Origin of the sequence: uncultured Limosilactobacillus sp. (assembly GCF_934202235.1) — a bacterium.
Lineage (GTDB): Bacteria > Bacillota > Bacilli > Lactobacillales > Lactobacillaceae > Limosilactobacillus.
The window spans coordinates 1-11798 of the sequence record NZ_CAKPXS010000050.1 but is presented as its reverse complement, the minus strand read 5'-3'; the positions used below and the strand labels follow the sequence as shown (position 1 = coordinate 11798).

General features: G+C 48.1%; 12 protein-coding genes. 5 read left to right on the top strand and 7 right to left on the bottom strand.

Features of this window, described 5'->3' with window-relative positions; genetic code table 11:
• Positions 1-116: 116 nt before the first annotated feature.
• Together Q0E49_RS07085 and Q0E49_RS07080 are read right to left on the bottom strand one after the other, a co-directional pair.
• A complete protein-coding gene (locus tag Q0E49_RS07085; RefSeq protein WP_295747464.1) occupies positions 117-515 on the bottom strand; it encodes a hypothetical protein in 399 nt (132 codons plus the stop codon).
• A 240-nt stretch (positions 516-755) separates the two neighbouring features.
• Positions 756-1808, bottom strand: a complete 1053-nt coding sequence (locus tag Q0E49_RS07080) for a hypothetical protein (RefSeq protein ID WP_295747462.1) — start codon at positions 1806-1808, stop codon at positions 756-758.
• Positions 1809-1978: 170 nt separating this feature from the next.
• Here Q0E49_RS07080 and Q0E49_RS07075 point away from each other — a divergent pair, with 170 nt between their 5' ends.
• Positions 1979-2542, top strand: a complete 564-nt coding sequence (locus Q0E49_RS07075) for a TetR family transcriptional regulator (protein ID WP_295747460.1) — start codon at positions 1979-1981, stop codon at positions 2540-2542.
• Positions 2543-2569: 27 nt separating this feature from the next.
• Here the strand turns inward: Q0E49_RS07075 and budA are convergent, their stop codons facing one another.
• The 4 genes from budA to Q0E49_RS07055 all read right to left on the bottom strand — a co-directional run bounded on the left by budA (position 2570) and on the right by Q0E49_RS07055 (position 6347).
• Entirely contained in the window at positions 2570-3286 is a 717-nt protein-coding gene (budA, locus tag Q0E49_RS07070; RefSeq protein ID WP_295747458.1) for an acetolactate decarboxylase, read from the bottom strand.
• A gap of 14 nt (positions 3287-3300) precedes the next feature.
• Positions 3301-4980 carry an acetolactate synthase AlsS gene (alsS, locus tag Q0E49_RS07065; protein WP_295747456.1) on the bottom strand — a complete coding sequence of 560 codons (1680 nt, stop codon included), beginning with the start codon at positions 4978-4980 and terminating at the stop codon, positions 3301-3303.
• A 197-nt stretch (positions 4981-5177) separates the two neighbouring features.
• On the bottom strand, positions 5178-5489 hold the full coding sequence (locus tag Q0E49_RS07060) for a nucleotide pyrophosphohydrolase (protein WP_295747454.1): 312 nt from the start codon (positions 5487-5489) through the stop codon (positions 5178-5180).
• 234 nt (positions 5490-5723) lie between these two features.
• On the bottom strand, positions 5724-6347 hold the full coding sequence (locus Q0E49_RS07055) for a MarC family protein (RefSeq protein ID WP_295747452.1): 624 nt from the start codon (positions 6345-6347) through the stop codon (positions 5724-5726).
• Between the two features lie 355 nt (positions 6348-6702).
• On the opposite strand from Q0E49_RS07055, the gene Q0E49_RS07050 reads away from it, so the two are divergent.
• Genes Q0E49_RS07050 through Q0E49_RS07040 form a run of 3 tightly spaced genes read left to right on the top strand, consistent with a single transcriptional unit; the run spans position 6703 to position 9466 of the window.
• Complete coding sequence (locus tag Q0E49_RS07050; RefSeq protein WP_295747450.1) at positions 6703-7665, top strand: restriction endonuclease; 963 nt, start codon at positions 6703-6705, stop codon at positions 7663-7665.
• 46 nt (positions 7666-7711) lie between these two features.
• Positions 7712-8254 (top strand): hydrophobic protein, encoded by a 543-nt coding sequence (locus Q0E49_RS07045; protein WP_295747448.1) that lies wholly within the window; start codon positions 7712-7714, stop codon positions 8252-8254.
• A gap of 18 nt (positions 8255-8272) precedes the next feature.
• Entirely contained in the window at positions 8273-9466 is a 1194-nt protein-coding gene (locus Q0E49_RS07040; RefSeq protein ID WP_295747446.1) for a diaminopropionate ammonia-lyase, read from the top strand.
• Positions 9467-9510: 44 nt separating this feature from the next.
• On the opposite strand, the gene Q0E49_RS07035 is transcribed toward Q0E49_RS07040, so the two are convergent.
• Positions 9511-11262 (bottom strand): DUF2075 domain-containing protein, encoded by a 1752-nt coding sequence (locus Q0E49_RS07035; RefSeq protein WP_295747444.1) that lies wholly within the window; start codon positions 11260-11262, stop codon positions 9511-9513.
• A gap of 128 nt (positions 11263-11390) precedes the next feature.
• On the opposite strand from Q0E49_RS07035, the gene Q0E49_RS07030 reads away from it, so the two are divergent.
• The gene (locus Q0E49_RS07030; protein ID WP_295747441.1) at positions 11391-11639 is read left to right on the top strand and encodes a HigA family addiction module antitoxin; all 249 of its coding nucleotides are present in this window, start codon (positions 11391-11393) and stop codon (positions 11637-11639) included.
• Positions 11640-11798: the final 159 nt, after the last annotated feature.

The following is an 11798-nucleotide window of genomic DNA, read 5'->3' as shown; positions in this document are numbered from 1 at the left end:
GACCCCAGTAGAATACCGAAATCATGCCTTAGCAGCTTAATTGTCTAATTTTGTCTAACTTTTTTATTGCACTTCACGTTGCTGTACAACGTTGACGGTCTTTTTATGGATAAAACTTAATCGGCATTTAATTCGGTCGCAACATCCTTGAGTACCCGGTCGATATCATCCTTGATTGCGAGCCCCTTATGCTCAATCTTTTTCGGTAAAAATTGGTAGTCACGGTTGACCATGATGTCGTAGGCGTCTGGTAGCTGGGCAGTCAGTTCCCAGAATGGTTCCTGGATAAACATCGGGGTCATTCGACCAACACCAAGTTCGAGGAAGAGGACTTTCCCATCGTGCATATTCTTCTTGAGGTAGTCGGTCATCTTTTTGTATTCCTGGTGGTACTTACTGCCTTCCAGGAAGTTGCCGTAACCACGGACCCACGGGAAAGCTTCGGCACCGCAGTGCGGGCAGCGGGGAATCATTTCGGTGGGGATGGCTGTCCCATCACCCATTGCCTTGACCATCTCTTCAACCGGCTTAACGGCATCCCAAATGTCATCGGTACATTGACGTGAACACTGGAAGTAACGGTGGTCACCCTGAATCTCTGCGACCAGGTTTTCGGGGAAGGCCTTGATGGCCTGGGTGTCCTGATTAGTCGTTAGGATGAAGTAATCCTTATCCTTGAGGAGCCGTTGCAGGGAACGGTAGGGACTACGGAGTGGTGCATGCTGGGTAGTGTGCAGGAAGGTTGCTAAAAAGCCTCAAAACTCTTCGCGACTCTGCCAGTGGTATTGCATCCCTGCAAAGGCACCCTTAAAACCATACTTTTTGGCAAACTTTCCAAAGTACTGCTTGAACGATGGTGAATCGGTGTAGTAAAAGTCGCCACCACCAGCGGCCGATAAGCCGGATGCCCCACCAACAATGATGTGGTCAGCTTCCTTGATTTTCGTGGCGAACAACTTCACCTGTTCGTCGTACGACATTGGTGGCTGTTCGCTTAACGGTTCAGCAGTGCCGCCCTGGGCGTAAACGCCATAGTAATTGCTGTAATTCATCTGGGTTTTCATAACCAGTTTCTCGTAGTCAAACTCGTTTTGGCGCTTGGCTAGTTGCTTAATGAAATCCTCATTGGGGGTTGCCTTGACGAGCTGGGAGAGACTAGCGGTAATGTCACCGCCAACCATTACCGACCGCTGCTTAATAGTGGGGTTGGCAGATAATTCTGCTGGCAGGTTAAGGGTGACGTATGTCCATGAAGGTAACTGGCCAATGATCTGCATCAAGGGTGCCTTAATTAACTGGTTTTGTTTGCCGATCCCTAATTCGAGTTGAACCACCTTTTTAGCTGCGTACTTATTCAGGAATTTTTCGAAATTAGCCTGCTGGTGCTTCCAATCAGGGGAGTTTTGCTGGTTATCGAAGAAGTTGCCTTCTACCTCCCAGATCTTCTCAGCGGAAAAACCGTTAAGCTGGAAGTGGGTATCGGCGTTGGAAGTGATGACAAAGTAGTTACGGTTGCCGATGAGTTCCTTTAGAGCGGCAAAGGCTGCCGTTGGCGAATAGTCTTCGACCAGGTACTTTTGCAGTTGTTCAATGAACTCGTCATGCGCTTTCTGCGGTAGTTTACCGAGTGCTCCCTGGATAATACTGTGGACGCCGTATAATTTGGTAAACCGACTAAAGTATTTTTTAAAGGCCTCGTTATCGGCAAAAATGTTGTAACCTTCGCTGATTGACAGGCCGTTGCTGGCACTAATTAGAAGTGCATCGGCATCATTAATTAGGGCTTTGGCATTATTAAAATCACTCATTTCGTAGTTGCTTCCTTTCTGACAGATTGTATAATTAAAGACACATGTAATGAACTTTTAAAAACAGTGTACCGAATTATCACCGCGAACTTAAGTACAAAAAAAAGCTAGCTGTGTAGTTGTGGACAGCTAGCGAAATGTGTCGTGGATTTTCAAAGGAGGACGTTACAATGAGTGGGGAAAGAAAGACGGATCGACGGACCATTTATACGCTGAACGTTATTCAAACAGCTTTTTTGGAATTAATTGACCAGCAGCCGTTCGCTAAGATTACTGTTGCGCAACTATGCCGGCAAGCGGAAATTACCCGGTCGACATTTTACTTACATTACGCCAACCTCAACGAGGTCTTAAACGCAGTCCTCGACCAGGCGTTGATGTTTAACCAACCACTGCGGCTAGACGATGAGGAAGGGTCAATGCTGCCGGCCTGCCAACGCATTGCTGGTTCAGCAAAGTACCGGCGACTCTTAATGGACCCGGATTTAAGTGAATACGTCGTTGCCCGGATTGCTCGCCATGAACAGGGACGGGCAGTTCCACAAATTATGCTGCGAACGGGGCTGAGCAAGGAAGAAGCTAGCAGCCTGTTTACGTACATCCTTCATGGCTCCCTAGCGATTAATAAGCGCCACCATTTTACTCGCTCGCCGGAGTGGTTCCGGGATGTGAAAATGATCCAAAAATTTGTTAACGGTGGCTACCAGGCATTACGCCAAAAAGAAAACCACTAACGGCGGTCGTTAGTGGTTTGTTTAATGTTATCCCTGGTGCCCTTCTGACTGGGCAATGCCCTCCCGGAGAGAATCCAGGTCAACATCGGATTGTCGGAATTCATCGTCACTAACCGGGAAGTGCTGGTTAAGCTGGTCGAACACTTCGTAATTACCACTCATTTGTGGGGCGTTAAAGCTCAACAAGTGCCCCTCAAACTGGTGGTCATCACTCATAAAGTGCAGGTGCCAGCCAGCGGCGGTAATGCTACCGAAAGCTGCGGGGGCATAGTAACCAAAGACGGTTCCAGTAATATTTTGGCGGGTAAAGGTTGGTTGCCCCTTGGCAACTTCTAGTAGACTGGGGTACGGTCGCTCTTGTTTCGGGGCAATGCGGATGAGGACGTCGGCTAAGGTTCCGTGCAGGCGGAGCGCCGCAAAGACGTTTTGCAACTGGTGGTCGTGGACAAAGTCACCATTAAGGAGGTCAAAGTTAACGTCCTTTAAGTCAACATCATGGGTGTCCTGGGGGAAGTGCACCGAGGCAAAGGGCAGGGTGGTTGACATGTCCGTGATGTGGTGGACCTTGCCAGTCGAATCAGCCTGGTAAACCTCGTTGTCGAGGATCATTACTTCGCCGTCCAAGCCCTCGAAAGTGCCGAGCCCACAGCTGCCATGTTTTAACAACTCTTTGAGGGTAATAGTGCCGGCCAGGTTCTTGGCCATCAGCATGGCCAGGGTTCCATGTTCGTATAAGGTGTTCATGAAAAGGCCTCCTTCTAGCCCAGAGCCGAGTCAACCAGGCTGGCTGCTAATTCCTTATTGTGACTGTAGTCCACAGGAACGTCGACGACGACCGGTCCATCGGTGGCAAAGGCCTTCTTTAAGACCTTCCCCAGATCGTCAGGCTGGTTGACCCGCAAGCCAGTGGCGCCGAAGGATTCAGCGTACTTCACAATGTCGACTTCACCGAACTTGATCCCGGCTGGTTTGTCGTATTTGAGTTCTTCTTGGAAACGAACCATGTCGTAGTGGCCCCCATCGTTCCAGACCACCATCACCAGGTTCAGGTGGTGAGCCACGGCGGTAGCTAATTCAGCACCCGAGTAGAGGAACCCACCGTCACCACAAACAGCCAGGGTTTTCTTCTCCGGATGGAGTAGCGCCGCAACCATCGCCCACGGGAGGGCAACCCCCAGTGTCTGCATCCCGTTGGACATCAGCAGGTGACGCGGTTTGTAGCAGCGGAAGTGACGGGCCATCCAGATATAGTGTGAACCGACATCAACCGTCACGATGGTGTCGTCGTTCACTTGCTTTTGCAGCGCTTCGACGACTGCGAGCGGGTGACTGGTCTTACCATTAGCAGACGGCTTGTCAATCTTGTCCTCCTGGACGAGTTCAGAGCGGAACTGTGCGAAACGCTTCGTGGCATCAGCTGGTAACTGGTAGCCGCTGAGTAATTTGTCGAGGTTGTCCAGACTTTCGGCCAGGTCACCGACCAGCTGCATTTCCGGCTGGAAGTTATTGTCAATTTGCGCGGCGGTTGTGTCGAGGTCAACAATCCGCAGGTGGCCTTCCTTGTTCCAGTTCCGTGGTTCATATTCAATTGGGTCGTAGCCAACGGTGACGACTAGGTCACTGGCTGACAGCAAGCGGTCACCGACCTGGTTGCGGAAGAGGCCCACCCGGCCGAAGTAGGACACGTGTTCTAGTTCCCGCGGAACCAGACCGGCCGCTTGGTAGGTTTCAACGACTGGCAGGTGGTAGTTCTTCATCAGGTTTCGCAAGGCGGCAGCGGTCCGGTCATCGGCACCGCGGAGACCAACGAGCAGGACTGGTAATTTGGCTTGTGAAATCAACGTTGCCAAATGGCAGAGGGCCTGCTGCGCTGCCGGGCCCTGCTGGGCACCATTGTAGTACGGGAGCGGTTCTTGTTTAACGACTGCATCATCCACGTCTTGTGGCAGGCTGACAAAGGCGCCGCCGTGCCGCGGACCCTGGCTGGCCTCAAAAGCGTTGGCCATGATTTCAGAGATGTTTTCTGGGTCCTGGATTTCGGCCGCATAGTTAGTGATTGGCGACATGATCATTGTCGACGGGGCTGACTGGTGAGTTGCCCGGTGCAGGTCTTTTCGCTGAACCTGGCCACCAATTGCCAAAACGGCATCGCCTTCTGCACTGGCGGTCATCAGGCCGGTTGTTAAGTTGCCAACGCCGGGGCCAGAAGTCGAAATGGTGACCCCGGTTTTGCCGGTGAGGCGGGCGTAGGCCTGTGCCATGAAGATTGCGTTTTGTTCATGGCGGGTAACGATTAATTTAGGATTATTGACGGTTCCGTCTTCCAGCGATTCAAACAGCCGGTCGATCTTAGCCCCCGGAATCCCAAAGACCAGTCCCACATGATGTTTACGGAGACTGTCGACAACGACGTCGGCACCATACATTTTCTTTGCCATTATAGCCAACCCTTTCTCTATCCATAGTGTTATTGATGATATTTTAAGGGATAAATTAAAGCGCTTCAATATTGCACGTTTTTTCACAACGCTGGTTTCCGCAACTCGTAGGCGTGACGACAATTATTAGTCAATCAGAAACCAAAGAAAAAAAGTCGGCACTGCCGACTTTGTGAAGTGATTTTCTAAAAGTAAGGTTAGCGGTCAATTTTCGGCCAGGTCCGGGTTTGATTAAAGTGGACCTTCTCCTTAATCGCCTCGCCAGGGTCAATCCCCAATTTGTCACACATGTAAATTAGGTAGATCATTGTGTCAGCCAGTTCTTCTGTCAGGTGCTGCTTTTGCTGATCCGTCAGTGGTTGGTCACTGGGCTGCCACTGAAAAATTTCCAGGACTTCGCTGGCTTCCAGGTTCAGCGAAATGGCCAGGTCCTTCAGGTTGTGGTACTTAGCCCAGCCACGCTGGTCCCGAAAGTTACGGAGAAGATTAACAGTTTCCTTGTAGTCCATGAATAATGCCCCTCAGTTATTTTTATTAACCATTATAGCCCCTTCCGTCTATTTAAGCGGCAACCGTCTTACGATACAATAAGAACGAAGAAGTAGGAATTAAGATTAGCCAGATTCATGATGATTAGTTTTTGCTCAACAACATGAAGGCTGTTGAATACAATCGTCATGATAGTTGAGAATATCCTGGTGATCCTGAAATGAATTCTTCTTTCCTGGTGTAACAGTATAATGCTATCGCACAAAGGTAAATGCTATTTTCAACCCCGCAATAGTCATGTCCGTGCCGATCACAGCCAGAATTAAGCCCATTAACCGGGTAATGACTGTAATGAAATTCTTACCTAGTTTGGCAACGATTAATTTGCCATAGACGAAGAGGAAGTACGTAATGACACAGAGGACAACAAAAGAAAGAATGACGACCAACTGATTATCCTTAGTCGCTAGGTTCATCGCGGTTGCGATTGTTCCCGGCCCGGCCAGAATTGGCATTGCTAAAGGAGAAACTGCCACGGACTTTTCCTGCTCTACTGGTGACATTGTTGGGTCAACATTATGTTGTAAGCTGGAAATTTTACCATGCAACATGTCATAGCCGATGATGATAATAATGATACCGCCAATAATTCGTAAGGCAGCCAGGTTAATTCCAAATAAACGAAAGATGGCTTTGCCGAATAAGGTCACTACCGCGATGATGATTGCTGACAAAATTAACGCCTGTCGCGCAACAACTTTCGCAATTTTCTCATCATCGGCAGACGTCAGTGAAATAAAGACTGGCAAGTTCCCAATGGGATTAAGAATGGCAAAAAAGGCCATGAAAGAAACTGCAAAGGAACTAAAAGTAGTCATCGTCAGCCCCCCCTAACGGGATTGATACGAATTCAGATTACAGTTCCATTTTAACATAGCAGATTACAAGAAATGATTTGAACATAATTTCACAACACATGGACACAAAACGCTGTCAATTGATGAGTGTCAAGCAAGGAGCCGCAGGTAGTGGGCAAGAGACGAGGGTTATCCATTTGATCAAGCTAAAGAAGTGAAGGGAGTGGTTCTTTTTTACAAACCAAAGAGGAGGGAGACTACATCTTCCTGCAGAAGCAGCAAATCAACGTTAGCTGACTTTACTAGTGAGATTAGTTATTTACCACTGATCAGTATAAAATAGGAATATTGATGATTTAGCAAGGAGAAGAACACATTGATTGATTATTCAACACTGAAGCAAACGGCCGAGGGGCTGCCCACGTGGGATTCCCTGCTGCCAGTGATGCTGCAGCAGGCGACCACGCAGAAGCTTTGGAAGGCTAAGGAATTAAAGCAGGCCACGTTAGATCAAATTAAAATGCCTGCCGATTTACGAAACTTGACCTATGATAACGGGCGGAACGTGGCGCTGAACCGGGCAAGTTTTGCCTTGAGTGACCTGCGAGTAGCAGGACTACTGTCATCGCCAAAACGGTCAGTGTACGAAATTACCGCGCTTGGCAAAAAAATGGTGGCGACTTACGGGTTAGACCTTAACAAAATGGTCGTTCATCAGTTACCTCAATATACCCAGCACCGGGCGAAGGTGACTGGCAAGGTTGAACAGCTTGATTCTAAACAAGCAGTGCCTGCACTCAGTGCTGCCTTGACGAAAGGTAATATTAATGACTGGTTTGATGAACAGCGTGAGCAAACCAAGGATGAATTACTGGCCCGCATGGCGAAGATCAACCATTACCGTTTTGAAGAGCTGATGGTGCGCCTCTTTGCGCTGATGGGCTATAAGGGTGATAACGGCCTGATTCAAGTAACGAAACGTTCCAAAGATGGTGGAATTGACGGTGTCTTGAGCCAGGATCCGCTCGGTGTGCAGAAAGTTTACATTCAGGTTAAACATTACCGGGCTAGTGATATTGTTCAGCAACACGCGATTATGGAGTTTGGCACGGCAATGAAGATTAAACATGCTAGCCAGGGCGTGTTCATTACCACTTCATCCTTTACCCGCGGTGCCAAGGAGATGGCGGAACGGCTCGGGATTATCCTAGTCGATGGCGACCAGCTGACGGACTTGATGATTGAATACCGGGCTGGGGTTAACGTTAAACAGAGCTACGAGTTGTACAGTCTCGATGCAGATTTCTTTTCCGAATATGAAGGAGACCAGGATCAGTAAGCTAGTCTGAACTTAAACCACGGCTAGTTACAAAGGAGGTTCGCCCGTGATAATCTTTCTGGTACTGCTGGCAATCAAATTTATCAAGGGAACCTTTGAGTATGAGCGAGTGACCCGCTTGCGGCTGGTGGTCGTGCCTTTTTATTCGATCTTGATGATGGTTGCGCTTTTACACCACCACTATTCCCGACAAACGCTGGCATTAGCGACAGCCCTGCTGGCAATTGGGTTAGCGGTCGGTGTTTTCCAGGCCAAGCGAGTTCAATTACGAGATACCGGGGAAGTTGACCAATACCAGCGGCCAATTGTCGAGGTGAAGCGAAACTGGCCCTATTTAGTAGGCTGGATCGTGATTTTTGCCCTGCAATTGGCACTGGAGATTTACTTTGGGATGGAACTGACTGGCCACGAGTTTTCACAAGCGTTGTTGAAGGAAATTCTCCGCGACTTATCTGTCGTGGCCTTCTTCGGCGCACCGAGTGCCTGGTTTGTCTGGGTCCTCAACGTTGCCACTAGCTGGGCCTATGCTATTTGTCTACTAATTTTTTATCCGCAGTGTCGGGCAGCGGTGCGGCGTCGCAAACAATAACAAGGGGAGTGAGTAAGGATGAGTGCAATTCAATTAATTAAATCACCATTTCAGTTGAAGAAGATTGACCAGCAGCAAGTGGCGCGTCAAGTGGCGGAAGTAACCCGCTTCTACCAGACGGTGCCGTTTTACCAACCAACACCGCTGGTGAGTCTCGATCACTATGCGAAGGGACACAGAGTTGGCCAGGTCTTCGTTAAAGATGAGGGGCAGCGGTTTGATGACCGCCTAAAGTCATTTAAGGTTACCGGCGGCCTGTACGCGATGGCCTGCCAAATCGCCAAGCGGGCCGGATTACCAATTGATGGGCTGACCTATGACCAGTTGCAGGACCCAGCAGTGAAGCAAGTTGCTGGCCAGATGACTTTTTATACTGCTACCGACGGCAACCACGGCCGGGGGATTGCCTGGGCGGCCGCAAAGCTGGGGACCCACGCGGTGGTGAAGATGCCAGCCCCGTCCACTCAGGTGCGGGCCGACCATATCCGGCAGTTTGCTAATTGCGATGTGGAGATTACGCCGGACAATTACGATGACACTGTTCAACTGGCCAGTCGCCTCGCGGACAAGGACCCGCAAGGGGTGTTAGTCCAGGATATGGCCTGGGATGGTTACCATGAAATTCCGGCCGAAATTTCAGCTGGTTACTCGGTGGTCGCCACGGAAGTACTGAAACAATTAGCAGGGCAGCCCTTGCCAACCCACGTTTTCCTCCAAGCAGGAGTGGGTCAAATGTCATCAGGATTGATTAACGCGCTGTTAAGCCAGTGGCCGACGGCACAGACGCCCACCATCACGATCGTTGAACCAGCAACGGTCGACTGCTACTTTGAGTCGGCCACGGTTGGTGATGGTCAGCCGCACACCATCCCGGGATCACCAGCCACCATTATGGCCGGGTTGAATTGTCAGACGCCGAGTGCCATTTCCTGGCCGGTGATTAAGCAAACGGCGGCTTTTTATGGGACGTTGACTGATGGAGCAGTCAAGGAGGGGATGAAGCAATTGGCACGACCGACAGGCAACGATCCGCTGGTCATCGCTGGCGAATCCGGCGTGGCCGGTTTTGCCTTCGTCCACCAGTTGTTGACCAATCCAGCGTACCGTCCCCAACGGAATGAGTTGGGCTTAGATCAACAGTCGCGCATCCTGGTCATCAATACCGAGGGTGACACAGATGAGCCACTGTACCAGCGTATTATTGAAGAATAATCAATAAAAAAATCGTCCCTGGATAATTCCAAGGGCGATTTTGACTATTCAATCGCTTCTTTTAGGGCCTGTTGCAGTGCCGGATCAACGGCATGAAGGTAGAGTCCGTGAACGCCGCGGGTCATCAGGACGTTAAACTCGTTTTTGATTAGTTGTTCACCAAACGCCTTCTTTGAGCCATCGTGCATTGTTCGACGTTGAACGGCTTTTGCATCTTTGCTCGCAGACGGGTCGAAGACAATCTGGTGATGACGGTACTTAACAGAGGGGCCGATAATAACACCGGCATAGTTTAAGTCTGAACCTTGGATGGTATAAGTAGAACCAATCTCGTTGACAGTATGTGGTTGTTCTGACCATGAAAGGTCAGAATATTTGACCCCGGCGATTTTATGTTTATCGCTTTTTCTTGGTTTTAATTGGAGGTTCCACGGCATATGCCACTGCTCTTCTGAAACTTCCCACAGTTGGTCGCCATTAGTTGACATTCCTGAGTATGGCCAGTCAAAGGTGGCCAGCATCCGGCTAATACCGTTATCACCATCTTGGGATGCTTTGTCTTGAATCGCTTGCTGCATTTTGGCGGGATCATCAAACAAACGAAGATCGTACTTTGGATCACGAGGGGCTTTGCCGATGACTTGATGATCAACGAGTTGGTGAAGCCATTCCACCATTTGCGGCGAGGCATCAATCCTCATTTGATGTTTCAGCGTTACTTTGTAGTTTACCCGCTGTTCGATTGCTTGGCGGTCACGATCTTCAATTACTTGGGTACTACTGAGGACTTGATTCTCATCATAAACGGCAATGGTGACCCGTGCTCGTTTAATAATATCTAGGAGTTCATTTGTTCCGTGACCATAATATGCCTGGCTTCGCTTGGTTAGGAGTAAGTGTGCTTCGTCAACAAAGGCAATGTCTACCGGGTGTTCTGGAGAATGTCTGTTAATGAAAGTTGGCACTTTTTGAACTTGAGCATTGTCAGCCATGCTTAATTTGCTGACAATCTGTTCGTAAACCTTTTGTTGTTGCGGGTGGTTAACCATCATCGTGACTGAGAGTTGCTGGTTATTTTCATTAGCGAGGTCGTAAAAAATATTGCTCATCAAAACGGTTTTACCAGCACCAGCTTCACCTTTTACCAGGATTAATTGACCTGTTTGGTTGCTGCGTAATGCCTGTTCTACCACCTTGAGAATTTCTTTTTTAGCAACTAGTTGTGCCTGGGTTAATTTATGAAATGGAGATGCTTTAAAGAGGGCGGACTCTTCAATAATTCGTTGAATGGGGAACAAGTCTGGCTTTAGCCGGTGCAGTTTGGTCCAAATTTTATTAAAGATCGGAATCATTTCATCCGACTTATAGTAATCACTTTGGGCGTTATCCCGTCGGTTATTGAGGTGGTTGACGGTGCTAACGCCAGACAAGTAATGCATCATCCGGTTTTCAATGTCGAGAGTTAAAGATTTATTAAAGTACTGATGACCAATGACGTACATCAAGGCATTAGGAGTTTGGCGCAGTTGACGCCAATCTGACCTTGAAGTGGGGTCTGTATCCAGGTGCTGGATCGTTCGTCGCTGGATATCATTAGTTTCACCAACGTAGACCGTGTACTTAGCTTTTTGGTGGGTTCCCGCTTCGTTGATGATATACACTGTTGGATAATTGACCAGGTATTTAGTATTTTGCGGATCATGAACAGATTCTTGAATTTGTTGATCAAGATTCAGTGCAGTTTCTCGATTATATTTAGTATGATAAATGATGGGAGAAGGAATATTTTTACTCATTTTATAATCCTTAATAGTTGTTATTACTAGTAATTAAATCGTACTCTCCTTAAGAAGTAAGAGCAAATTGAACTTCACTGATAAAACTGTCTTCTGATTATCGATTCTTTTGCAAAAGGAGAACTATTATGAAAAAACTGTCAACACCAACAATTGGCGAAATCCTCAAAGAAGAATTTATTGAGCCACTAGGTCTTTCTACTGACAGCGTTGCGAAAGAAAGTGGATTATCGAGATTAATGATTCAAGAGATTTTACACGATCAACGTTCAATTACCGATGAGGTATCAACTCAATTAGGGAGGCTATTTGGTGTGTCAGATCATTACTTTCTAAATCTGCAAGACGATATTGATGCACGTGATACTGAAGAATAAAATAGCAATATTATTGCATCCGTTGGCTGTTTGATCTTGCTTTCCGTATTTGATACGGTAGAACTATTGATTTCAATCATCATAAATAAAACATACTAACCTGTAGATGGATTGTAGTTCGACGGAACTACAATTCGTCTTTTTCATTTATTATGGAGA

Excerpts from the sequence above, each read along its gene's own strand:
- Q0E49_RS07055 (WP_295747452.1), bottom strand. The coding sequence starts at position 6,347 with ATGACTACTTTTAGTTCCTTTGCAGTTTCTTTCATGGCCTTTTTTGCC.
- alsS (WP_295747456.1), bottom strand. The coding sequence starts at position 4,980 with ATGGCAAAGAAAATGTATGGTGCCGACGTCGTTGTCGACAGTCTCCGT.
- Q0E49_RS07035 (WP_295747444.1), bottom strand. The coding sequence starts at position 11,262 with ATGAGTAAAAATATTCCTTCTCCCATCATTTATCATACTAAATATAAT.
- Q0E49_RS07080 (WP_295747462.1), bottom strand. The coding sequence starts at position 1,808 with ATGAGTGATTTTAATAATGCCAAAGCCCTAATTAATGATGCCGATGCA.
- Q0E49_RS07075 (WP_295747460.1), top strand. The coding sequence starts at position 1,979 with ATGAGTGGGGAAAGAAAGACGGATCGACGGACCATTTATACGCTGAAC.
- Q0E49_RS07085 (WP_295747464.1), bottom strand. The coding sequence starts at position 515 with ATGGTCAAGGCAATGGGTGATGGGACAGCCATCCCCACCGAAATGATT.
- budA (WP_295747458.1), bottom strand. The coding sequence starts at position 3,286 with ATGAACACCTTATACGAACATGGAACCCTGGCCATGCTGATGGCCAAG.
- Q0E49_RS07030 (WP_295747441.1), top strand. The coding sequence starts at position 11,391 with ATGAAAAAACTGTCAACACCAACAATTGGCGAAATCCTCAAAGAAGAA.
- Q0E49_RS07040 (WP_295747446.1), top strand. The coding sequence starts at position 8,273 with ATGAGTGCAATTCAATTAATTAAATCACCATTTCAGTTGAAGAAGATT.
- Q0E49_RS07060 (WP_295747454.1), bottom strand. The coding sequence starts at position 5,489 with ATGGACTACAAGGAAACTGTTAATCTTCTCCGTAACTTTCGGGACCAG.